Source organism: Paenibacillus odorifer (genome assembly GCF_000758725.1).
Lineage (GTDB): Bacteria > Bacillota > Bacilli > Paenibacillales > Paenibacillaceae > Paenibacillus_AQ > Paenibacillus_AQ odorifer.
This window is the reverse complement of record NZ_CP009428.1, coordinates 3,675,952-3,698,187: the sequence shown is the minus strand read 5'-3', so window position 1 is coordinate 3,698,187 and position 22,236 is coordinate 3,675,952. Positions and strand designations below refer to the sequence as shown.

24 protein-coding genes and 1 riboswitch are annotated in these 22,236 nt (G+C 43.1%); of the genes, 19 read left to right on the top strand and 5 right to left on the bottom strand.

What is annotated here, in order from left to right:
* The first annotated feature begins 46 nt into the window (after positions 1-46).
* From PODO_RS16030 to PODO_RS16015, 5 genes are read left to right on the top strand one after another with little or no spacing between them, the layout of a single operon-like run.
* The gene (locus PODO_RS16030) at positions 47-271 is read left to right on the top strand and encodes a spore germination protein (protein ID WP_036687577.1); all 225 of its coding nucleotides are present in this window, start codon (positions 47-49) and stop codon (positions 269-271) included.
* A 13-nt stretch (positions 272-284) separates the two neighbouring features.
* Positions 285-512, top strand: coding sequence for a spore germination protein GerPB (locus tag PODO_RS16025; protein ID WP_038571461.1), 228 nt, complete (start codon positions 285-287; stop codon positions 510-512).
* Positions 513-554: 42 nt separating this feature from the next.
* Positions 555-1,169, top strand: a complete 615-nt coding sequence (gene gerPC / locus PODO_RS16020) for a spore germination protein GerPC (protein WP_036687573.1) — start codon at positions 555-557, stop codon at positions 1,167-1,169.
* Positions 1,147-1,323: a spore gernimation protein GerPD gene (locus PODO_RS31120; RefSeq protein ID WP_111504304.1), complete on the top strand. Its 177-nt coding sequence runs from the start codon at positions 1,147-1,149 to the stop codon at positions 1,321-1,323. The genes gerPC and PODO_RS31120 overlap by 23 nt, the downstream gene beginning before the upstream one ends.
* A 3-nt stretch (positions 1,324-1,326) precedes the next feature.
* A complete protein-coding gene (locus tag PODO_RS16015; RefSeq protein WP_036687572.1) occupies positions 1,327-1,710 on the top strand; it encodes a spore germination protein GerPE in 384 nt (127 codons plus the stop codon).
* A 6-nt stretch (positions 1,711-1,716) separates the two neighbouring features.
* Here PODO_RS16015 and PODO_RS16010 read toward each other — a convergent pair whose 3' ends face one another.
* The 3 genes from PODO_RS16010 to PODO_RS16000 form a co-directional block, all read right to left on the bottom strand.
* Positions 1,717-3,030, bottom strand: coding sequence for an outer membrane protein assembly factor BamB family protein (locus tag PODO_RS16010; RefSeq protein WP_038571458.1), 1,314 nt, complete (start codon positions 3,028-3,030; stop codon positions 1,717-1,719).
* Between the two features lie 188 nt (positions 3,031-3,218).
* A complete protein-coding gene (locus PODO_RS16005) occupies positions 3,219-4,175 on the bottom strand; it encodes an alpha/beta hydrolase (RefSeq protein WP_038571455.1) in 957 nt (318 codons plus the stop codon).
* Positions 4,176-4,373: 198 nt separating this feature from the next.
* Positions 4,374-5,696 (bottom strand): APC family permease, encoded by a 1,323-nt coding sequence (locus PODO_RS16000; RefSeq protein ID WP_036687567.1) that lies wholly within the window; start codon positions 5,694-5,696, stop codon positions 4,374-4,376.
* Positions 5,697-5,824: 128 nt separating this feature from the next.
* Between PODO_RS16000 and PODO_RS15995 the strand changes: the two genes are divergently transcribed.
* The 3 genes from PODO_RS15995 to PODO_RS15985 all read left to right on the top strand — a co-directional run bounded on the left by PODO_RS15995 (position 5,825) and on the right by PODO_RS15985 (position 8,743).
* On the top strand, positions 5,825-6,727 hold the full coding sequence (locus tag PODO_RS15995; protein ID WP_038571451.1) for a LysR family transcriptional regulator: 903 nt from the start codon (positions 5,825-5,827) through the stop codon (positions 6,725-6,727).
* Between the two features lie 28 nt (positions 6,728-6,755).
* Positions 6,756-7,661 (top strand): tyrosine-type recombinase/integrase, encoded by a 906-nt coding sequence (locus PODO_RS15990; protein WP_038571448.1) that lies wholly within the window; start codon positions 6,756-6,758, stop codon positions 7,659-7,661.
* 110 nt (positions 7,662-7,771) lie between these two features.
* Entirely contained in the window at positions 7,772-8,743 is a 972-nt protein-coding gene (locus tag PODO_RS15985; RefSeq protein WP_244886345.1) for a glycoside hydrolase family 113, read from the top strand.
* Between the two features lie 191 nt (positions 8,744-8,934).
* Here PODO_RS15985 and PODO_RS15980 read toward each other — a convergent pair whose 3' ends face one another.
* A complete protein-coding gene (locus tag PODO_RS15980; RefSeq protein ID WP_036687562.1) occupies positions 8,935-9,858 on the bottom strand; it encodes an L-lactate dehydrogenase in 924 nt (307 codons plus the stop codon).
* Positions 9,859-10,030: 172 nt separating this feature from the next.
* Between PODO_RS15980 and bcaP the strand changes: the two genes are divergently transcribed.
* From bcaP to PODO_RS15965, 4 genes are all read left to right on the top strand, one after another.
* Complete coding sequence (gene bcaP / locus PODO_RS15975; protein ID WP_036687561.1) at positions 10,031-11,413, top strand: branched-chain amino acid transporter BcaP; 1,383 nt, start codon at positions 10,031-10,033, stop codon at positions 11,411-11,413.
* 30 nt (positions 11,414-11,443) lie between these two features.
* On the top strand, positions 11,444-12,733 hold the full coding sequence (locus tag PODO_RS15970) for a VPS10 domain-containing protein (RefSeq protein ID WP_038571444.1): 1,290 nt from the start codon (positions 11,444-11,446) through the stop codon (positions 12,731-12,733).
* A 223-nt stretch (positions 12,734-12,956) separates the two neighbouring features.
* A complete protein-coding gene (locus PODO_RS31505; RefSeq protein WP_169744776.1) occupies positions 12,957-13,133 on the top strand; it encodes a hypothetical protein in 177 nt (58 codons plus the stop codon).
* A gap of 194 nt (positions 13,134-13,327) precedes the next feature.
* A complete protein-coding gene (locus tag PODO_RS15965) occupies positions 13,328-13,720 on the top strand; it encodes a DUF2500 domain-containing protein (RefSeq protein WP_036687780.1) in 393 nt (130 codons plus the stop codon).
* 258 nt (positions 13,721-13,978) lie between these two features.
* Here PODO_RS15965 and PODO_RS31115 read toward each other — a convergent pair whose 3' ends face one another.
* Complete coding sequence (locus tag PODO_RS31115; RefSeq protein ID WP_155288137.1) at positions 13,979-14,389, bottom strand: hypothetical protein; 411 nt, start codon at positions 14,387-14,389, stop codon at positions 13,979-13,981.
* Positions 14,390-14,683: 294 nt separating this feature from the next.
* Between PODO_RS31115 and PODO_RS15960 the strand changes: the two genes are divergently transcribed.
* The 7 genes from PODO_RS15960 (at position 14,684) to PODO_RS15930 (ending at position 22,214) form a co-directional block, all read left to right on the top strand.
* Entirely contained in the window at positions 14,684-15,115 is a 432-nt protein-coding gene (locus PODO_RS15960) for a cell wall hydrolase (protein WP_036687557.1), read from the top strand.
* A 121-nt stretch (positions 15,116-15,236) separates the two neighbouring features.
* Positions 15,237-15,701 (top strand): spore coat protein GerQ, encoded by a 465-nt coding sequence (gene gerQ / locus PODO_RS15955; protein ID WP_036687556.1) that lies wholly within the window; start codon positions 15,237-15,239, stop codon positions 15,699-15,701.
* A 314-nt stretch (positions 15,702-16,015) separates the two neighbouring features.
* Entirely contained in the window at positions 16,016-17,332 is a 1,317-nt protein-coding gene (locus PODO_RS15950) for a hemolysin family protein (protein ID WP_036687555.1), read from the top strand.
* 161 nt (positions 17,333-17,493) lie between these two features.
* Positions 17,494-18,246: a DsbA family protein gene (locus tag PODO_RS15945; protein ID WP_036687554.1), complete on the top strand. Its 753-nt coding sequence runs from the start codon at positions 17,494-17,496 to the stop codon at positions 18,244-18,246.
* Positions 18,243-18,707 (top strand): disulfide oxidoreductase, encoded by a 465-nt coding sequence (locus PODO_RS15940; RefSeq protein ID WP_038571439.1) that lies wholly within the window; start codon positions 18,243-18,245, stop codon positions 18,705-18,707. The genes PODO_RS15945 and PODO_RS15940 overlap by 4 nt, the downstream gene beginning before the upstream one ends.
* Positions 18,708-18,901: 194 nt before the next feature.
* Positions 18,902-19,061, top strand: a riboswitch (cyclic di-AMP (ydaO/yuaA leader).
* A 124-nt stretch (positions 19,062-19,185) separates the two neighbouring features.
* Complete coding sequence (locus tag PODO_RS15935) at positions 19,186-21,003, top strand: APC family permease (RefSeq protein ID WP_036687552.1); 1,818 nt, start codon at positions 19,186-19,188, stop codon at positions 21,001-21,003.
* A 203-nt stretch (positions 21,004-21,206) separates the two neighbouring features.
* Complete coding sequence (locus PODO_RS15930) at positions 21,207-22,214, top strand: iron-hydroxamate ABC transporter substrate-binding protein (protein WP_036687551.1); 1,008 nt, start codon at positions 21,207-21,209, stop codon at positions 22,212-22,214.
* Positions 22,215-22,236: the final 22 nt, after the last annotated feature.

Sequence of the window (22,236 nt, the reverse complement as noted above, 5' to 3'; positions counted from 1 at the left end):
ATATCTACATAGAATAGCTTATCATTCCGAAAGGAGGAGTGGTTTGGTGGTTTCAATCATCGGCAATATTAAAATCAATAGCGTAGGCCCCAGCTCCACAGTCTTAGTAGGAAATACGGCATCCGTTATCCTGAGCAGCAACTCTAAAATTTATGCCGGTGCCAACTCCTTCTCCATAGGTGACTCCATAGGTACGAATATAACGAATAATGCGGCCAGCAGTACAAATACGATGGATTCAGATGTGGTGGATCAAGTATCACCTCCTTAAGGGTGGGGTTTAAATGAACATTACGGTATATCAATGCATATCGATCTATAATCTAAAAATCGGCACTATCTCTAATTCCTCGGTACTTCAGATTGGTACATCGGGACGTATCAATTCTTTGTCTCATAATTATGAGACCTCTGGAGCACCATCATCGCCTTCAACACCTCCAGCGGAAAAAATGGATTCACCCCTTGTGTCCTTGCCGCCAGCGGCAGAACTATATGCACAACTGAATTAGGCTCTTTGTCCCCGCATACAATAAACCATAGGAGGGGGTTGTATGCATCCGTATTACGCTCAGCAGGTTTTTAATACACTAAGATTGCAAGCGGAGAAGATTCAACAGCTAGAGAAGCAACTTCGAGATTTGCAAGGCGATGTAGACAGCATAAAGAACAATAAATCTGCAAGTATAGGACCTATCAATTATCATTTTGAACAATTAAAAATCGAAAAGCTGGAAGGCACTTTAAATATAGGCATTACACCGAATGAGGGGAACAATCTGGATGAAGCGATGATCAACGGTAAACCTATTGGAGAGCAGGAGGTAGGTACAACTGCCTTATCGGATCAGATTCGCCCACAGATTCTGAAGTATGTGCAAGAAGAGGTTCCCTCGCAATTTTCACGTTTAGAAAAAGAGAAGAATTTAAGCATTGATGAGCAATATATCCAAATGGTGACTCAGGATCTGCTGAATCAGATGGATGGACGGATTAACGAGTATGTAAGCCAACTCCCAGCCACAGAAGAAGGGCGTGGATACACTGATGAGGAATGCGCTTCTATTGTAGAGCAAATCAAACGAGATATCGTTATGGCAGTAGAGCGGCATTTGGAAATAAATATAACCGGAAGGCGGGAGACGAATGAAGATAACGGTGATCAATAGAGATATTAGTGTCAATGCAGTGAAAGTCGTTTCGATCTCGGGTTCATCAGTATTTTTAGTAGGGGATACTCAATCCATTCATTGCTCCTCGGCGTTTGACAGCGTAATAGAATATACTCAGAGCGCTCCAGATCAAGTCAAAAAAGGCAGTTAACCTATGCACACCTCACGCATACAAGATGTCTATATCAACAATCTGTCTGACAGTTCTATATTTATATGTGGATCTGTAGGCCGGGTTCAATCTAAATTCCTGGGAAGCAAGGAGAATTACCTTTTTAACATAAAGGAGATTAATAATCGCACGAAAGATACTACACTCATAGACATTCCTATCCCTGTATGGACAAACCAAGGGAATGAAGTGGATGAATTTGTGATATTAAAGGATTCCGCGGAATCAACAATTAATATACAATATATCAAAATTCTGTCGATTGGGTCTGGCACGACCTTCCAGATTGGAAACAGCGGGTCAGTTCATCTGGAGAGTCGAACCATTGAGTTTAAACGAGAAGTGGCTGCGAAAGATAAGGAGTAACAACAACTATTTTAATTCTTTTGGCAGAGAAATCGCGAATATATTGTGCTCCGTCTGGATGTAGAGAATACCATTCGCACTGAATAGTTTGCCGTATTGTTGTGCTCCAGTTTTTACTTTGCCAAGCGCTTTTCCTGTTTCTGCATTTATGATAAGGAAATATCCGTTCTCATAGCCGGCGTATAGCCCCTTACCCATAGATTGAATGCTTAACGCAGGACTGTCCGGCCCGTTGAAGCTTATAATGCGATTATCGTTCATTTGAACGGCAGTGATCTGTGCATCCTTTTGGAAAAAAGCCATGTTATTTACTGGACCAGCCACCCAATTTCCGTACTCCTCATAACTTTTGGGTTCACTCGCTGTTTCTTGACCTAAGGTAAAGCGGTATAGGGGATGACCCCCCCATTGGTCTAAACCTCCATCGACTGTATATAGATACGAGCCTTGAAGTGATGTGAAATAATTACCGAGTCTACTGACATCTTCGAGCGGTTTATAGTTCTTTTTGGTCTTCGCTTTTCCAGTTTTAACATCAACATGTACCAAGGTCAACTGATAGCCTTTAAGAGGCTCGTTAGAGGCATTATTTGCAGCATTTGCTTGTTCGCGGAGTAATAATTCACCATCCCGGTAAGCAACAAAGCTATAAAATCCCTGAATTCTCCATAACCTCTTGCCTGTAGCCGGATCGAGCCCGAAAAACTGTGTACGCCTATTATCAACAGTACTGGATACTACCAATACCCCGTTATATAGGCCGTCGATACTTCCTACATACATAGGGATGTCTTTATTCTCCCAGATTTTTTTGCCAGTAACCGGGTGATAAGCTGCAATTCCACCATGCTCGTTCCGGAAGTACAACACTCCGTTAACTAACTCCGCGAAAGCACCGATTTCAATCGGATCTTTGGCAGCCTTAACCTTCCAAAGCAATTTCCCCGTTTGGGCATTAACTTTTACAAGATAACCCTCATAAGTGATAAAGAAAACCGAGTTATTCGTTATAATCTCAGGATTTGTTCCGTTTTTGTAGGACCATTTAACTTTGCCTGTACTGAGATCGGCGGCCTTTAGTGTCCCGCCTGATGAATAATAGAATAATCCATTTGCAGTAGGGGCCTGTTGGCTATAAATCCCTTGACCATCTGCCTTGTCGTGCCATAAGGGTTTAATTGTGGTGATAGAGTCGACGGTTGTTGAAGAGGAGGCAGGGGTTGTTACTGCTGCTTGAGCACCAGGCAAATATACACCAGCTCCAGATACGAGCAAGGAGGAAGATATAACGGTCTTTAGGATAAACGGTACATATTTCACGATTTTAGCTCCTTATAGATCATTTATAATATATTGACGCAGAGAATGGATATTTGTTTCTCAATTGTAAAAATACACTTGTTAACATAATAAATATTATGTTAACAAGAAAAGACGAATCAGTTTCGCACAAAATTCTTGTGAGAACCAATTCGCCTAGTAAAAGAATATGTCAACAGTTGATTTGTTTAGAAACCTTCACGAAGCCATGTAGTCGCTAACTTGATAGCTCCTTTTTTAGCATGAGTCTCGGCTAAAGGATTCAGCATGACAAAATCATGAATGATGCCTTGGAAGCGGACAGCCGTAACATTCACGCCAGCTTCCCGCAATTTGGCGGCATAAGCTTCACCTTCATCCCGTAGCACATCTGCTTCACCAGTAATAACCAGTGCATCTGGTAAATCCCGTAGCTGCTCTAGGTTAGCCCGAAGAGGAGAGGCAGTGATTTGATTTCGTTCCTCAGGGTCAGTGGTATACTGATCCCAGAACCATTTCATGCCGTCCCGCTGCAAGAAATAACCTTCGGCGAACTCATGATAGGATTCAGTATCAAACGAGGCATCCGTTACCGGATAGAATAGTAGTTGTTTCGCTATCTTCGGTCCACTCCGTTCTTTCGCCATGAGAGTAATAGCAGCTGCCATATTCCCACCGACGCTGTCTCCGGCTATAGAAAGCTTGCTAGTATCTAATCCGTGCTCGCTTCCTTTTTCAGCTGTCCACTGGAGTACAGCATAGATTTCTTCAATAGCTGTTGGATATTTAGCTTCTGGGGAGAGGCTATAATTTGGGAAAACAATAGCGGCCTCCGCTCCGACAGCTAGTTCACGAATCAGGCGATCATGGGTATGAGCATTCCCAAACACCCAACCTGCACCATGAATGTACAGGATAACAGGCAGCGACGCTGATGAGGAGCTTGGGGGGCGAACGATTCTTATGGAAACATCACCGTTAGGTCCACCTGGCACCATTAGATCTTCAATATCAACTTCAGGTTTATATATCTCACTGGATTGTACGCTATCTACCGTTTCACGACCTTTTTCTGGCCCAAGGTCAGGTAGAAAGGGAGGTTTCGCATTATCATCGGCAAATTTTTGAGCTGCTGGCTCAAGAATGATCTTAGTTTTGTTTGGCATGATTTATCGTCTCCTTTGACTGGTCATAGTCTAGTATACCCTCTTCATTCCATAACCATCTAAGCAGCTGCTGAAACGAATGCCAGTTTACGACTAGTTAGAGATTTGACACTATTTGCACATTTATCGCCTATTGAGCACGGTTTCGGACACCAGTGTAACTATTCCTTTGGGAGAGGTTCAAACGCAGTTAGAGCCTTACAACACCTTTTGTTGTTTCTCATGCATTCCACGACTAATTTCCTCAGTGACACTTATCCTCTGTTTACTTTTATTACGGATAATCCAAACGAACACCAAAGTGATGAGCAGCGGATAGCCTATCGCCCAACCCGTAAAAGGAAACACAGCAGCTGTTGCTAAAAAAGAAATCCAGCTTATCGTCACACCTAAGCGACTTCCTTTGAGCAGGCGTATCCCTGCGGCACACCCTCCGATATAAGTCAGGATAAAAGTAGCATTCGGAAACTGAATCAGAGTGGTGATGGAGATGGATCCGCTGCCATACAGTGTCATCACCGATACAAAACAGAGCAGAAGAAAAGCTATGCCACCGATAGGGGTATGGTATAGTTTGGATATTTTACCCATCCATTTCGGTGCGGAGCCTTGGCGCGATAAAGCATAAGCCACACGTGAGGCAGCTCCTGCATAGGCAATAATTGTGGCTGTACAGATGAACAGACCGGTAAGTCCGGCGATAAATCCTCCCCAGCGCCCAAGAGGCTGACTAATAATCCAGACGAGTGATGTGCTTGCTCCACCTTTGAGGTAGCTTTGTGTACCAACAGTTGCTAGTGCGGAGAGAAAATATAGAATCCCTACTATAATAGCGGCGATGGTGACCCCTTTAACGGCGGCACGCTGTGGGTCCTTGAACTCCTCAGATAGGTGTGAGACAGCTTCCCAGCCAATAAAACACCAGAATAAGATTGCTGCAGCCTGGCCAATGCTCATCCATCCATGTGGGACAAAGGGAGTGAAGTGTTCGACTTCCATGCGGGGCAGTGCAGTAGCAAAGGAGAAGACCAGCACAGCAACAATCGCTATTACTACCGCTATCTGTACCTTTCCAGCGACCTGCATGCCAATCCAGTTCGTAATCAGACCAATGACCAGCATAATAGCGGCGATAGTAATTCTCGCAGATTCGTCCCAGCCCATAGCGGCTGTCATATAACCCGCTCCAGTCAGTGCAGCAACAGGTGCACCTATCGGAACGGACATCAGAAAAAACCATCCCACCAGTGAGCCAGCTTTTGGACCAAAAGCAAGCGTTACAAAATGGGACACGCCTCCAGCGTTAGGGAATTTAGCAGAGAGCAGACCCATTGATAAGGCCATCGGCAAAATCAGCAACGACATAAATCCCCACGCCAGTAATGAAGCGGGACCCGCCATTTCTGCAGCCAAACCAGGAACAATTAAGACCCCAGAACCCAACACAGCCCCGATGTAAAGGGCAATAGCCTGAGGCATGCCAATGTTTTTTTGTAAAGTGTTTGAAGCGGATTCCTTCATGTTTTTTTATCCTGCTTTCCTTGTCTTTTTTTCTAGAGTAGCAGATAATAGATCCATTGGAAAAACAGAATTTTTGAATAGTATCCATTCGATATTCCGATGGTTCATTTTCATTTAGGGGGAAATTCATGGAGTCACGTCATCTTTTTACCTTTTTAGTGGTAGTGGAGACGGGCAGTTTTACTAGAGCAGCACAGAAGCTTGATTATGCACAGTCCAGTATTACTGCACAAATCCAAGCACTAGAGTCTGAAATTGGCCAGCCATTATTTGATCGGATCAGTAAAAAGATTATTCTAACCGACGCAGGCCGTCGTTTGCTTCCGTTCGCACAGGAAATATCCAGAATGCACAATTTAGCACAGGACGCGTTACGCTCGGATAGTGAACTAACGGGTTCTTTGCGGATTGGGGCTCCTGAATCTCTGGCTGCTTTTCGCTTACCAGGCATTATTAAGGAGTTTCGTGCTAAATATCCGCAGGTGCAAATTATTCTGAAGCCTGGAGCTTGCTGGGAACTATCAGATTTTGTCCGTTCGGGTGAACTGGATTTAGCGTTCTTATTGCAACCTGAGACGGAAGATAAAGATTTAAATATAGAAACATTAGTACATGAGCCGATGACGCTGATCGCAGCGCCAGATCATCCCTTATTAAACGTTGCTGAGGTAGAACCCCTTCATTTAAAAGGAGTGACCATACTTCATACCGAAACTGGCTGTTCCTACCGGACTTTATTTGAACGGCATTTGAACAGTTACGGTGTATTTCCTGACCCCACGTTAGAGTTTTGGAGTATCGAGGCGATAAAGCAATGTGTAATGGCTGATCTTGGCATTGCCTTTCTTCCATTAATTACTGTAAAAAATGAACTGGCTGAAGGCAAACTTGCCAGATTAAATTGGAATGATGAATCACAGCGTGTGGCGACGCAGATCGCCTATCATCATAAAAAATGGAAATCGCCCGTGCTTACGGAGTTCTTACTTGCAATAAAAAAACATGCTGAGCAATGGAGAAGTCTAATATAGATCAACATTAACAAGGAGGCTCTAAGGCATGAATGAGTGGTGTGAAGACTACGAAGAAGGGCTGGAGGCCTTTCTCATCTGGATGAAGGATGCCGGGTACACTCCCTATACGCAAAAATCCTATTTAGTAGATGTGAAACAGTTTTTAGACAGTCTGAATGGTAAAAAGCTTGAGACAGTGAAGAAGCTGCATGTCATTTCCTTTTTGACCTCTGTCCGCGAACGTGGAGTGAGTGATGCCACCCGTAACCGGAAGCATGCTGCGATTAACTGTTTTTTCAAGTCATTGATCGAGCTGGAACTACTACAGAACAACCCGGCAGCCGGAATTAAGAAATCCAAAACTGAGATCAATCGTGAGCCGGTTTACTTAGATGAAAGTGATCTGGGGCGGTTTTTATCTTCTATAGATGGTAAATACAAAAAGCGTAATTTAGCAGTTTTTTTGTTGATGTCCTATATGGGGCTTCGGGTGGGGGAAGTCCACACGCTGAATTTGAGTGATTATAATGTAGAAAGACATTCCCTCCGTGTGTTTGGGAAGGGGCGTAAATGGCGTAATGTGCCGGTTCCCGAGGATGTAGTGCCTTTTCTCGACTCCGCGTTAGCAGAAAGGTTAGACCCTTGGCGCAGTAAAGAGGAAGCGATGTTCATTTCACAAAAAGGACGCAGGTTGTCTATCCGAGGCATTCAGCAAATCGCAGCAGATACCTTCGATCGTTTCCAAAGGGATGTGCCAGCAGCACAGCGACGCCCGTATTCAAGCCATAAGCTCCGACATTCTTTTGCAACCATGCTGCTGAGAAAAGGGGCAGATCTGCGTACCGTACAGGAACTGCTAGGTCACTCCTCGATCCAGACTACAACCGTATACACACATATCACGAGTCGTGAGAAGGAAGAGGCCATGTCTAAATTACAAATCCAGCTGTGATTGAAAAGAAAGCAACCTCCTTAGAAAATCGATAACAAAAAATAACTTGTTATTATAACGGTATTGATTTATTCTAACAGTTATTAAGAGTTTTATAGGAGGTCCTAATCGTGAAGAATGTTTTTCTAAAAGGGATGACTTATGGCTGGGGATCAAAACGAGGTGAATACCGTACAGAATATGCAGAAGATTCGATGAGAAAGCTGGCAGAGACAGGTAGTGAATGGATTGCCTTATCTTTTTGGACATGGCAAGACACTGTGCATTCAACAGAAATTCATTATGATTACGGTTACACGTTGACTGATCGTGATCTCACACATGCGGTACAACTGGCAAAACAGCTTGGTCTTAAAGTTTGTCTTAAACCTGTAGTGAATTCGAGGGATGGCATTTGGAGAGCTAGGATTGGATTTCCGGAAGAGGGAGATGTTTATTGGGCAGCATGGTTCCGTTCTTATACTAATTTCATTAAACACTACGCAGAGTTGGCGGAAGAACTTGAATGTGAGATGTTCTGTATCGGCTGCGAAATGGTCGGCACAGAGTCTAGAACTGCGGAATGGAGACAATTGATTCAAGAGGTCACCAATCTTTATACAGGGCCGATCATTTATAATGCCAATCATGGCAAAGAAGAAGGAATCGAGTGGCTGGATGAGGTGGATTTTATCGGAACCAGCGCTTATTATCCGGTAGCTTCAGTGCCGGGAGATTCTTATGAGAATATGCTGGCTGGTTGGGAGCGGCAGAAACCGCGGCTTAAGTCACTCTCTGAGCGATTTGGCAAGCCTCTCGTATTCATCGAGATTGGCTGCCGAAGTGCTCATGGGTGTGCCACCATGCCATGGGACTTTACATACACAGACTTACCATATTCAGAAGATGAACAGGCCAACTTCTATCGCTCAGCGCTGGAAGCATTCTGGAATGAACCTTGGTTTGCCGGTTACTTCTGGTGGGATTGGAGCACGAAATTGTATGACTTAGAAGAGGCTTCCATTGACCGTGGTTTTGATATTTATGGCAAAAAAGCCGAACAAGTTCTCAAAGAATACTATAAGCAAACTATCACTAAATAAATTGATAAAAAAGATCCGGAATTTCAGGTGAGCCTGGCCTGCTAAAGGATCTTTTTGTCATTGGCAGGCTAAGTTAATTCGTGTTATATTAAAAACCGTCCTTTTCATAGTGGAGGCAACGCTCCACATATAAAAAGGACGGTTTCTTGTGTCTTTTGTAGTCAAAAAGGGCTGTTTCCAGCCAGATTCGCTTACAATTCTAGCTTAGCTATTTCTGCTTTTAGCTTCTCAGCGGATTTCTGGAATAAAGCCTGTTCGGTTTCATTGAGTGGGAGGTCCAGTACCTGTCGAACACCCGAGCGATCTACTACGCAAGGTGCACCGAGATAGACATCCGAAACCCCGTTATAGTTATTTAATAAAGTAGAAACATTCAACACGGCGCCTTCATTATGAAGAATGGAGACTACAATTCGGTCCAGTGCAAGCGCTATTGCATAAGAGGTTGAGCCTTTGGCATCAATTATTTCATAGGCTGCATTCTTGGTATCTTGGAAGATTTCTTCGCGTTCTGCTTCGTCAAAACCAAGATCAATCCCAGCTACATTCGCAAGACTCCAAACCGGAAGCTCTGAATCTCCATGTTCACCGATGATCTGTCCGTGAATACTGCGAGGATCGATTTCTTTGTGAAGACCGATCAAATAGCGAAAACGAGCACTATCAAGTACCGTACCAGAACCAATTACACGTCTGCGGTCAAACCCGCTTATTTTCAAAGTCGCGTAAGACAGAATATCTACAGGGTTAGTCGCAATAAGTAGAATGGCATGTTGGTTATACTTTGTAATTTTTTCAATGATATCTTTAAAAATTGAAATATTTTTACGAAGCAGATCTATCCGGGTTTCTCCCGGTTTTTGTGATGCACCGGCAGTTACTATAATGATATCTGCTTCACGGCAGTCTTCATAAGTACCAGCCCATAACTTCACACCACCGACAAAAGGCATGCCGTGATTCATATCCAGTGCTTCGCCAAGTGCTTTCTGATGATTAACGTCAATAAGTACGAGTTCGGGCATACGTCTACGTAACAATAAAGTATAGGCTGTAGTTGTACCAACTGCTCCAGTACCGATAACTACGACCCGATTGGGTTTTGGGGGGGCCATGTCTCCATCTCCTTAATATTTCAAATTTTTGGTTTCAATCTTGTCCATCATAATCGTTAACGGTAGTGTTTTCAAGCTGATCTTATTTAATGCATTACCCTAATTAAGGCCATACTAAAATGTGATTTTTATTTCATTATCTTAGCAAGACTAGACAGGAGAGAATGTAAGGATGGATTTATTTCGTAAAAAGGCTCTAAACATACCCACAAGTTCTGAGGGGACGCAGTTAAACAAGACGTTGGGTGCCCTGGATCTAACAATGCTTGGGGTAGGAGCCATTATCGGCACAGGTATTTTTGTAATGACAGGAGTTGCCGCAGCAGAACATGCAGGTCCTGGTCTTATAATTTCTTTTTTACTGGCGGCGTTTGCCTGTGTGCTCTCGGCATTATGTTATTCGGAATTTGCTTCGACCATTCCTGTTTCCGGGAGTGCTTATGCTTATAGTTATGTAGCCTTTGGAGAACTATTAGCTTGGATCTTAGGCTGGGATCTCGTCTTGGAATACGGAGTTGCCGCAGCGGCTGTAAGCAGTGGCTGGTCAGGGTATTTTCAGGGGTTATTAGAGGGCTTTGGGATACATCTCCCAACTGCACTATCGGGGGCTTATAATCCGGAAGCGGGTACAATAATAAATCTGCCTGCAGTAATCATCATTTTGTTAATTTCCTATTTACTGACTCGGGGAACGAAAGAAACGGCACGTTTTAACGCCATCATGGTCTTTATCAAAATAGCAGTGGTGCTTCTATTTATCGTAACTGGATTTTTCTATGTGAAGCCAGAGAATTGGACTCCATTTCTCCCCTTTGGATACCATGGCGTGATCAATGGCGCGGCCACAGTGTTTTTTGCCTACATAGGTTTTGATGCGCTAGCAACCGCTGCAGAAGAGGTGAAAAGACCCCAACGCGATTTGCCGATTGGAATTATTTCATCCCTTGCTATCTGCACTGTCTTGTACGTTCTTGTCTCACTCGTATTAACAGGTATTGTTCCATATACTGATCTCAATGTTAGTGATCCTGTATCATATGCGCTTCGCTTTGTAAATCAGGATATGATTGCCGGTCTGATCTCTGTTGGAGCCATCGCGGGAATGACTACAGTACTCCTCGTGATGTTATTCGGTCAAACCCGGCTGTTATTTGCCATCTCACGTGATGGCCTACTGCCAATAAGTTTATCTAAGATTAATGCTAAAACACAGGTACCCGTACGAAGCACATGGATGGTAGGCATCTTAATAGCCGTGTTAACGGGTTTCATCCCACTGGATCGGTTGGCAAATCTGACAAGCATAGGAACATTGTTTGCCTTTTTTGTAGTGTCTTTAGGGGTAATCGCGCTTAGATATATTCATCCGGATTTAAAAAGAGGGTTCAGAGTTCCTTGGGTACCTTTCATTCCGCTGTTAAGTGCGGCAACTTGTGGTATTTTGATGTATAATCTAGGAAGTGAGACATGGATTGGTTTTCTAATTTGGACAGTTGTTGGACTTCTAATCTATGCACTATACGGCTATCGTAATAGTAATTTGAATCATAAATAAGATTCAATCCATCCGAGAGGAGAGAGGTTATTGGCATCTAAGATTGCTGGATTGAAGGGAATAAGATTAATATTGATGCTGATTTTGTTAGCGTGGGTGGTCACGGCTTGTTCATCTCCTCCCCCGGAACCTACTCAGCAGCCCCAGCCGACAGAGGCACCTGAAGAAGGACAGACGATAACCCTGATTACTCCAGACGCCAATCATATTGATAATGATAGCGCTCCGAAATATCAAATTCAGACTCGTCTTACAGATTTTCAGCTGCTTAGTGAAAGTGAGGGTCTGGCCTGGGGGGTTACCAAAAACGAACTTCGGTTGTACTTGACCAGGGATAACGGAGCAACTTGGGCTAATATTTCACCAGCACCAAATGTGCAGTTCCTCTCCAATCCTGTGTATGGGAAGGGGATTTTCTTCACGGATCCATCTCATGGTTGGATTATAAGAAGTGCTTTTGGCTCGACAGAGACGATTGTGCTGCGAACCACAGATGGCGGCCAAAGCTGGAAAATCTCATCTTTAGGAGATGTGAATACAGTATCCTCTGTATATTTCAACTCACCCAGAAAGGGTTGGCTGATGACCTCATGGAACGCTTCTTCCAATAAAGAGAACAAGGCACTTTTTTCAACGACAGACGGTGGGGCCACTTGGGAAGAAGTGATGCAGAATGAGCAATACAATCCGAATTTCCCTAATGATTCGATACCGTTTGCCGGCGTTACCACTGGAATGATTTTTCGCAATAGTACACATGGATTTGTGACAATGCAGACAGGTGCTCTTCCCAAAATCTTTATGACAAAAGATGGCGGTAAGAGCTGGACCCTCGGGCCAGCTTTTCTGGTTAACGAACGTTTAGAGGATTGTGACCGAGTAATTACGGGCAAACCGGAGTTCTTTGATGCCAGTAAGTCTACTGGTTGGATGTCTGTTGGCTGCCAAAAGGATAAAGAAAAAACAATCGCCTACCATGGATATTTTACGGCTAACGGTGGAGCTAACTGGAAATTTGCATCCTTTGGATTGAACGCACAAGCTGGTGTCAATCGTCAAATTGCTCCGACGTTCTTGAACTCACAGATCGGTTGGACCATACTTGGCGACACCCTTTACCATACGGTGGATCAAGGAGTTACGTGGTTACCTCTTAAAGAGAGCAGTGTACTGCGATCTAAGCTTCTGGAATATCCGGAGATTGTAAAGCTGCAGTTTTTTTCCACTGAGGTGGGGTGGCTTTTGATTGAGAAAAAAGAGGACAAGCGCTCGATACTGTTACAGACTACGAATGGTGGTATCAGCTGGCGCGTAATGTAATAAGGAAAAAGAACCTGCCTGTTGGTAGGTTCTTTTGTTGTTAGCAGAGTGGGGGTTTATTGTTGTTTGTGAATGATTGAATATAAGGAAAAAACTTATTTAAAATTTTCTTTATAAATGTGAAAAAAATCACATGACATTTAAAGAATCCTGTGATATATTTAACACATAGAAAACAAGTTCAAATTTTCACAAACTCAGACATCGAATAGGAGAGATTACAATGAAAACATTCGAAACAGATTATATGACAAGAAACCTTTTGCAACTTTGCTACAACTGTGATGACGCTCATCTTTGTGAAACTGAAGAACAATGCAGAGCTTGCTGGGCTGAAAATGGAATGTTAGATGATCAGACAGACGAAACTAAGAAATTGCTAGACCTAGTTCATGCTTAATTTAATAACTGAAAACTCTGTATAGAGACCACTCGAATTCTTGATTTCTAAGAAAACGAAGTGGTCTTTTTTGCATCTAGTCTCACTTATTTAATGCTTTCTGGACTAGATGAGGCATATACATGTACAGAAGTACCCAGAACGCAGCAATTAGGCTGAATTACAAGAGGAAGAAGGGGGAAACTGTCATGGGAATGGGCCCGGATCTTTCATGGATGTTTGATTTTGCCGGAACGGTGATGCCGATCTTTATCGTTGTTATGATTGGTATTCTTGCTATATCAGCAGGCAGGGGCTTGCTTCAATGGGGCAGGAACAATGGCTCCCCCATACTAACAATCCCTGCACATATCGTTAGCAAACGGACTGAAGTACGACAGCAGCAGCTTCAGGAAGAGAATGGCTCAACTCGTACGAGTACAACTTACTATTTAACGTACGAGCTGGAAGGCGGCAGTCGCATGGAATTTAAAGTAGATGGCCATGAATATGGCTTGAGCGCAGAAGGCGATAGAGGAATGCTTACTTATCAAGGAACTAGATATCATGGATTCCAACGACAGCCACAATACTCAACTGCGGAGTAGTCATTTGTTATATAAAATCAAAGCAGCGATCCCCATGCTAATGGAGGAGCGCTGCTTTGCGTTTTGGTTATGTACCATTCAAGCCCACTGATCCTGTAGCTCTCAAAGCCCACTGATCCCGTAGCGCTCAAAGCTCACTGATACTATAGCTCTCAAAGCTCACTGTAGGTGCGATCATCTATTAAGTGTCAGATATTCATTACCCTCTTACCTTACGGACCCAGATGACGTTATTTGTAATTTCACAGCCTTTTGAGCCTAGTTTCGGACTCCAATGCAGCTATTCATTAGAAAGATGCTTATAATCGGTGCTTTGCGGGCCAATAGGGGCTTTGGGGTCCGATAGAATCCCAAAAGTGGATTAATATCGCGAATAAGGTCAGCTGTGTCCGATAGCGCCTTCTGAGCGGACGTTGACGTGGATGCTGTTGCTGACGTTGAAGCTATTGCTGTTGCTAACAAGGACATCGACGCTGACGTGTACATTGTGGCTAACACCGACAACGATTCCAGCACCGATTCGACGCTAAAACCGACGCCGACTCTGATGCTGTACTGACGCGCTAACACCGACGCCGACCCTGATGCTGCCACCAACATCGACTCAGACGCTAACGCTGTCGTTAACGAGGACATCGATGCTAACGCTGCTGACATTGTCGCTAACACCGACACCGCCCCCCGACTCAGACGCTAACGCTGTCGTTAACGAGGACATCGATGCTGACGCTGACATTGTCGCTAACACCGCAGCTGCCCCCGACTCTTACGCTGTAACGCGAATGTAATTGGGCAAACGCAGCTTAGAGTGTAGATAAAGGGGATTTGCTGAGTGGTTAAAAGGAAAAATCCCTACTCTAAAAAATAGGCGGGAACTGTCACCTCTTAGGCGAATGCACATACTATACAGCATGCAGTTAAGAACGAGGTTGCTACAAGAAGTGACCCCAAGGAGGAGACAGCGTGGCCGTCATCAAAACGAACTCGGAAGATGTGAAGGTGCTGGCGCGGTTGATGAGAGCGGAAGCTGAGGAAGATGGAGAACTCGGTATGCTCATGGTCGGCAATGTTGGCGTCAACCGGATTCTTGGCAATTGCTTGGACTTTAATAACATTCGGAATGTGAATGACATGGTCTATCAAAGTCCAGGAGGTTTCGAAGCGCCGCAGAAGGGATACTTCTATCAGCGAGCCAGAGAAGCAGATATCCGTCTAGCCAAACGTGTAATTGCAGGTGAAAGAACCTGGCCAGCTACCAATGCTTTGTGGTTCTTCAGACCCGCAGGTGATTGTCCTGCAACCTGGTATAACCAACAAAACACAGGCCGCTTCAAAGCCCATTGCTTCTTTACTCCGACCGGAGAAGATTGCCCGACTGTATTTATCGGCAATTAGAATGGTAACTGTGCAAAGAGAATTACTCAATAAAATGAGTAATTCTCACAGAAAGTAAGAGTGATTTCAATTGTGTCCAAAGGAGTTTATGCTCCGATAAACATTTAGGAGGTTTCATTAAATGATCGTTCAACCTTACCGCCCCGTAACTTATACCATCGGTAGTGTCTCTTCTTCAGGTATGCCAATGTCTTCCGGAATGCCGATGTCATCAGGAATGCAAGGCATGGGCAGCATGCCACCTCAAGTAAGCAGTGGCAGTCCAATGACGCCAGGGGGAGTAGTAGTTCAGAATCCACCACAAACGTTCGAACAATCCTACATCGAAAATATTTTCCGCCTGAATTTAGGAAAAGTAGGTACGTTTTATTTTACTTATGAGAACAACAAAGACTGGAATGCCAAAGTTTACAAGGGTGTGCTGGAAGCGGCAGGCCGTGACCACATTATTATCAGTGACCCTGCGACTGGCCAACGCACCGTCTTACTTATGATTTATTTTGATTATGCTACCTTCGATGAGCCCCTTACTTATCAATACCCAGGTGTAATTGGCAATCCTCCAACGATGAGAAATTGTCGCTAAATGTAATCCATCTTCGATGAGAAGAACTCCAACGCCAAACGGTTAGGAGTTCTTTTTATTTGTGATTAATTTATGGAATAATCTTGATAATCACTGCCCATTTTTTTTCGAAAGGACACGCATGCTTGCGGTTTGCCCCAATATATTAATATAATAAAGTATATATTCAAAAACGTGATTCTAGACTGGAGATGAAACCATTGGGAAATTGATACTGAAAGGAACAAACGGCGAGCATTTTGCCAATACTCTGAAAAAACGAAGGAGGTGGGCCTATCCATCCATGTACGGAAAATGGTGGATAGGAGTATAAATTGAGCGACCCTTTACCCGGTATATTACATGTTGGTCTTATTATTTTGTTGGTATTGTTAAATGGATTTTTTGTTTCAGTCGAATATGCAATGGTGAAAGTGCGAAGTGGTAGAATTGATACCCTGATTGAAGAAGGTAGTAAAAAAGCTTTTAATGCAAAAAGCATTGTCAGCAACCTGGATGGCTATCTCTCAGCCTGTCAGCTCGGCATTACATTGGCTTCACTTGCATTAGGGTGGCTGGGTCAACCAGCTATAGCTAATCTTATAGGACCTTTATTAGGAAGCATAGGTTTAGGAGAAACTGCTGTTAATGTTGTATCTTTGGTTATTGCTCTTATGTTCATTACTATCTTGCATATCGTATTAGGTGAGCTTGCACCTAAGACCATTGCTGTTAACAAGGCTGAATCTGTCCTTTTACTAACAGCAGGACCGATGAATGTATTTTACAAAATCATGTATCCAGTGATATGGATCGTTAATGGGCTGGCGCGTGGTTTACTGCAAATTTTCCGATTAGCCCCGGCTTCAGAGCTGGGAACGGCGCATACGGAAGAAGAAATTCGTATTATCATGCAGGAAAGTAACAAAAGCGGCTTTATCGATAATACTGAAATGGCTTTGGTTGACAATATTTTTGAATTTGTGGATACCATGGCTCGGGAGATCATGATTCCGCGGACAGAGATGATCTGTCTGAATAATCATGTTTCTGCTGAGGAGAACCTTGAGATTGCCTATGATGGCATGAGGACACGTTATCCCGTCTGTGATGGTGATAAGGATCATATTTTAGGCTTCATCCATATAAAGGACTTAATTAAGGATCGCCCGCAAAGTTATCAGAAATTAATTCGTCCAATATTAACCGTGCCGGAATCCATTCAGATTAGCGCTTTGCTGAAAGTTATGCAGCGTGCGAAGACACAAATCGCCATATTGATCGATGAATATGGTGGAACTTCAGGAATGGTGACATTGGAAGATATCATGGAGGAAATTGTTGGAGAAATTCAGGATGAATTTGATGAGGAACGTCCCGGTGTTGAGAAGCTTGGCGAGGATGAACACTCCATTGACGGTTTGATGCTTATTGAAGAGATTAATGATCTTTTGGGTCTTCATATGGAGACTGAGGATTACGATACGATAGGCGGCTGGCTGTATTCTAAATTGGAGGTTAATCCACCTCAAAAAGGGCAATCCGTAGAATTTGATGATCATCTATTTATTGTAGAAGAGACTGAGAATAAGCGAATTTCTCGAATTAAGCTATTGCGGTTACAGTTATTGAATGAAGAAGCTGGAGCTTGATGGAATTATATATTTTTAAAATAAGAGCAGCGTTTCTCCTTTTGGAGTCACGCTGTTTTTTTTGACTATACTGTTTGCCAAAAAGAGATTAATAATTATATAATTTTAAATGTATATGATAAAAACTACATTAGTCCCTAGAGGACAGAAAGGAATTCTCCTTGAGTAAACCTAAAAAAAGTCCAAATGTTCCCCAGTTGAGCAAACAAGAGAAACGACGGGTAGAACAGGAGCAACAGAAGCAGAAAACGAGAATTTTAGTTATTAGTTCAATAGCTGTAGTAGTTATCATTTTTGTTGGATTGTTTATGTTAGCTTCGAAAGATGCAGCAAAGAATGTCTCTACAGGAGAACCGGTAGAATTCAATTACAGTGAGCTACCTAGGATTGGTAATGAGGATGCACCTGTTAAGCTTGTTGAATTTGGCGATTTCAAATGTCCAGCTTGTTCCCAGTTTGCTGGCTCCATGAAACCGAAAATTGTTCAAGATTTTGTCAACGAGGGAAAAGCAGCTCTTTACTTTGTAAATATGGCTTTCGTTGGTCCTGACTCTGAGACAGCTTCACTAGCTGCATTGTCTGTATACCATCAGAATAAGGATGAATTCTGGAAGTTCTATGATGCTGTATATGCGCAGCAAGGGGATGAGAGCGACGAATGGGCCACTGAGGATTTCTTGATAAGCCTTGCTGAAAAAGAGAAATTAGCGATCGATTACGATCTGTTGCGTAAAGACATCCAAGAGAAAACTTATGCAGATGAGCTGAAGAAAGACATTCAGTTGGCAACTGACGCAGGCGTGACAACTACGCCTTCGCTCTACATTAATGGGGTGAAAACGGCTGAACCTTTCGATATTGAAGCGATTACATCTGAAATTAACACCGCCGCAAAAGCAGTGGAGGCAAAGTGACAAAATTCCTATCTTTTTGCAAGCGTAACTGCCTCTATCTGGCCTGGTTTGTCTCTTTGGTTGCTGTAGCTGGTAGCTTGTATTTAAGTGAAGTCTTGAAATATGAACCTTGTAAGCTTTGCTGGTTTCAGCGGATTTTTATGTATCCGCAGTTATTTTTGTTGGGAATTGCCACTTTCCGTGGAGATAAGCGCATCATTCCTTATGTGCTTCCATTAAGTTTGATTGGTGGCAGTATCTCAATCTATCATTATGCGGAACAGAAGATTCCAGCGTTAAGTAAAGTTCTACCTTGTACAATTGTTGTTCCTTGTAATAAAGATTACTTGAACTACTTCGGATTTATTACGATTCCTTTGTTAGCTTTAATCGCTTTTGCTCTAATTAGTCTCCTTCTTTGGTATGGACGTAAGGAAGAAGAAATGATTGAAGTAGATGCAGAGGAGAGCTTAGGATTTTAGTTTTCGCTTTGGAAGTTACAAAAAAGCTGAAAAGGTATTAAAATCACGGGCTAGAGGGATAATTGAAGATAATGAAAGAGAGCATCCAATAAGACGCTATATTTGAGCTTATTGGATGTTTTTTCATTCTTTTTTCATTTTTTTCAACGCTTTACTGTAGGCACTTTGTAGACTAATATTAGACCTTGTGAGAAGTTGAATATGCGCTGAATTTTCTTAGGAAAAACGGGGGAACCAAACTTGGCATTCATGCCAATGGGGTGAATCGGAACCGGGTCGAACAGACCTGTACCGTAGGGCTATAACCACAGCCCGAATCCGCCAGCTAACCTCGTAAGCAAGGTGGGAAAATGACCATGCATAAGCATGCGGATCATTTCCGTATGCTTATTTTTGTGTCTGCATTTATGAAATCCACCGATGAAAACAGCGCACGGAAATTCCGTTTCAGCTCCCAAAGAAAGGAACTGTATCCACCATGGTAAGCAAGGTAAAACGACTATTGATCGGACGTCCGATGAAGTCGAATGAACTCGATCATGAAAAGTTATCCAAGGTTAAAGCACTGGCTGTCCTGTCTTCTGATGCGCTCTCGTCTGTAGCCTACGGAACGGAACAAATACTGATTGTACTGGTGGCTGCCGGGTTTACTGCCATCTGGTATTCCCTGCCAATTGCATTAGCCGTATTGGGCCTGCTGGCCATCCTGATTTTATCCTATCGGCAGACGATTTTTGCTTATCCGCAAGGAGGCGGAGCTTATATCGTAGCCAAGAGCAATCTTGGTATTCCGACAGGGCTGCTCGCTGGGGGTTCATTATTGGTGGATTACATTCTTACCGTAGCGGTTAGTGCCTCGGCAGGGACGGATGCGATCACATCGGCTTTTCCAAGTCTTCATAATCATACTGTTCTCATCGCTGTATCTGTTATCGTTCTATTAACAATCATTAATCTTCGCGGAGTGACTGAATCGGCTTCGTTCATCGCAATTCCAGTGTATTTGTTTGTGGTTTCGATTGTTGTTCTGATTATCTCCGGTATCGTTAAATATGCAATGGGTGGCGCGCATGCGAATGTTCCTGAAATAGGCAGCGCCGTATCTAATGTAAGTTTGTTTCTACTATTAAAAGCGTTTAGCTCTGGTTGTTCAGCCCTAACGGGGGTTGAGGCCGTATCTAATGCGATCCCAAACTTTAAAGCACCGGCTGAGAAGAATGCAGCCAAGACGCTAATGATCATGGGACTTATCCTTGGCTTTATGTTTACCGGAATCACTGTGCTGGCGTATTGGTATGGTATTGTGCCAGATGAAAAGGCTACGGTTGTCTCTCAGATCGCTGAATCGACCTTTGGCCGTGGCGGATTGTACTTTTTCATTCAAGGGATTACAGCAGTGATTTTGTTCTTGGCAGCTAATACAGCATATTCAGCGTTTCCGCTGCTTGCCTTTATGTTTGCAAAAGATAAATATCTGCCACACGCATTTATGGTCCGTGGTGACCGCCTGGGCTTCTCAAACGGCATTATTTTTCTAGGAGTTATGTCTATCATACTTGTGGCTGCATTCCATGGGAATACGGAAGGTTTGATTCCACTTTATGCGGTAGGCGTGTTCATTCCTTTTACCTTATCCCAACTGGGGATGATGGTGCATTGGATCAAAACAAGACCTGCTGGATGGGTGAAAAGATTTGTTGTAAATACCATCGGTATGCTGACTACATTGACGATTACGCTTATATTTATTATTACTAAATTCTCAAGCGTATGGATGGCATTCATTTTCTTACCTGCTGTAATGTTCGTGTTCCACCGTATTCATAAGCACTATTTGAACACTGCGGATCAACTGCGTATATGTCCGGCTACTGATAAACCTATAATTAAAGGAAGTACTGTAGTTGTTCCTGTTGCAGGGGTTACACGTGCTGTATTACATTCCATCAGCTATGCGAAGTCTCTAACAGATAATGTTGTTGCTGTGTATGTAGGCTTTGATGAAGAAGACATTCATAAGATGGAGCAACGGTGGGAGGAATGGAATCCAGGCGTACGCCTGATTGTACTTCGCTCCAGATATCGTAGTATCATTCGTCCGTTAGTGAAGTTTATCGATACGGTTGAGTGGAAGACAGCTGCGACGGATCACATCACGATTCTGATTCCACAGTTTATTACCAAACATTGGTGGCAAGCCGTGCTTCATAATCAGACCAGCTTTTTAATCCGCTCGTATCTAATGAATCAAAAGGACGTTGTAGTAGCGACTGTCCCTTATCATTTAAATAAATAAGTAGAAGATTAAAGATGAGGTTATATCCGGAACGTTCGGAATATAACCTCTTTTGTATTTTATATGAAGGAAATTGTTGCAAATCCACAGAATTTGAAATTTATATGTTGACACAGAGAATGAGAATCAATATCATTTAAAAGTGAAGCAGAGGTAAAGGTCACCTTTGAATATCAAAGCAGTTACATATAGGAGGGTTTTTAATGTTTTGGCTTAACAGAAAAAGATCAGGAAGCATGAAAGTGACAATGAGCGGACTAATAGTGATGACGCTATTACTTTCCGCTTGTGGTAATAATAATGCTGAAAGTTCATCAAATGCAGGAACAGCGCCTACAACAGCTCCTACAGCAGAATCTACAGAGGCACCTGCTGCTCCTAAGACATTAACAGATGCAATGGGCCATGAAGTAACGATTCCGGCTAATCCACAGCGCGTCCTGGGTTCATATTTGGAAGACTCATTGGTAACTCTGGGTGTGACTCCAGTAGCTCAATGGTCAGTTACAAATGGCGTTCAGGATTATCTGGCCACTGAATTGAAGGATGTTCCTACAATTAGTTACGATCTTCCGTTAGAGGCTGTAACCAGCTTTGCTCCGGATCTTATTATCATCCCATCGGAGTCTTCTGTTCAGAACGGGATTTACGATCAGTTGAATAAGATTGCACCCACTTATGTAATTGGGGATGAACTAAATCAAGATTGGCGCAAATCTTTGCTCAAGATTGGTGAGATTTTGAACAAAACCTCTGAAGCAGAAAAAGCCATTAAAGATTATGATGTTAAAGCAGCGGCTGCGAAAGAACAGCTTGCAGGAGCTATTGGACAAGAGTCCGCGGCTATTCTATGGTTGGTGCAAAAAAACTTCTATATTGTAGACGAAACCCGCAGCAGTGGTGCTGTATTATATACAGACCTTGGCGTAAAGCTTCCTAACTTAGTAACAGAGATCCCAGTAGGAACAAGAGCAACTTGGAATCCAATCTCGCTAGAGAAGCTTTCTGAGCTGACTGCAGATCATATTTTCCTTGTAAATAGTGATAAGACTGAGGGTTCGGAGATCTTAGATAGTGCAATTTGGAAGGGCATCCCAGCTGTGAAAGCTGGAAATGTGCATGAAATGAGCTCAACAAGCAGCTGGCTTTACAGTGGTGCGAACGCTGGCAGCAAAATCATTGACGATGTGCTAAAAAGTCTTGTGAAATAAAAGTCGTAATTCACCATGAATG

Excerpts from the sequence above, each read along its gene's own strand:
- PODO_RS31505 (WP_169744776.1), top strand. The coding sequence starts at position 12,957 with ATGAAAACATTCGAAACAGATTATATGACAAGAAACCTTTTGCAACTT.
- PODO_RS31120 (WP_111504304.1), top strand. The coding sequence starts at position 1,147 with ATGAAGATAACGGTGATCAATAGAGATATTAGTGTCAATGCAGTGAAA.
- gerPC (WP_036687573.1), top strand. The coding sequence starts at position 555 with ATGCATCCGTATTACGCTCAGCAGGTTTTTAATACACTAAGATTGCAA.
- PODO_RS16015 (WP_036687572.1), top strand. The coding sequence starts at position 1,327 with ATGCACACCTCACGCATACAAGATGTCTATATCAACAATCTGTCTGAC.
- PODO_RS15980 (WP_036687562.1), bottom strand. The coding sequence starts at position 9,858 with ATGGCCCCCCCAAAACCCAATCGGGTCGTAGTTATCGGTACTGGAGCA.
- PODO_RS16025 (WP_038571461.1), top strand. The coding sequence starts at position 285 with ATGAACATTACGGTATATCAATGCATATCGATCTATAATCTAAAAATC.
- PODO_RS15995 (WP_038571451.1), top strand. The coding sequence starts at position 5,825 with ATGGAGTCACGTCATCTTTTTACCTTTTTAGTGGTAGTGGAGACGGGC.
- PODO_RS15990 (WP_038571448.1), top strand. The coding sequence starts at position 6,756 with ATGAATGAGTGGTGTGAAGACTACGAAGAAGGGCTGGAGGCCTTTCTC.
- PODO_RS15930 (WP_036687551.1), top strand. The coding sequence starts at position 21,207 with ATGTTTTGGCTTAACAGAAAAAGATCAGGAAGCATGAAAGTGACAATG.
- bcaP (WP_036687561.1), top strand. The coding sequence starts at position 10,031 with ATGGATTTATTTCGTAAAAAGGCTCTAAACATACCCACAAGTTCTGAG.
- PODO_RS15965 (WP_036687780.1), top strand. The coding sequence starts at position 13,328 with ATGGGCCCGGATCTTTCATGGATGTTTGATTTTGCCGGAACGGTGATG.
- gerQ (WP_036687556.1), top strand. The coding sequence starts at position 15,237 with ATGATCGTTCAACCTTACCGCCCCGTAACTTATACCATCGGTAGTGTC.
- PODO_RS15935 (WP_036687552.1), top strand. The coding sequence starts at position 19,186 with ATGGTAAGCAAGGTAAAACGACTATTGATCGGACGTCCGATGAAGTCG.
- PODO_RS16005 (WP_038571455.1), bottom strand. The coding sequence starts at position 4,175 with ATGCCAAACAAAACTAAGATCATTCTTGAGCCAGCAGCTCAAAAATTT.
- PODO_RS16000 (WP_036687567.1), bottom strand. The coding sequence starts at position 5,696 with ATGAAGGAATCCGCTTCAAACACTTTACAAAAAAACATTGGCATGCCT.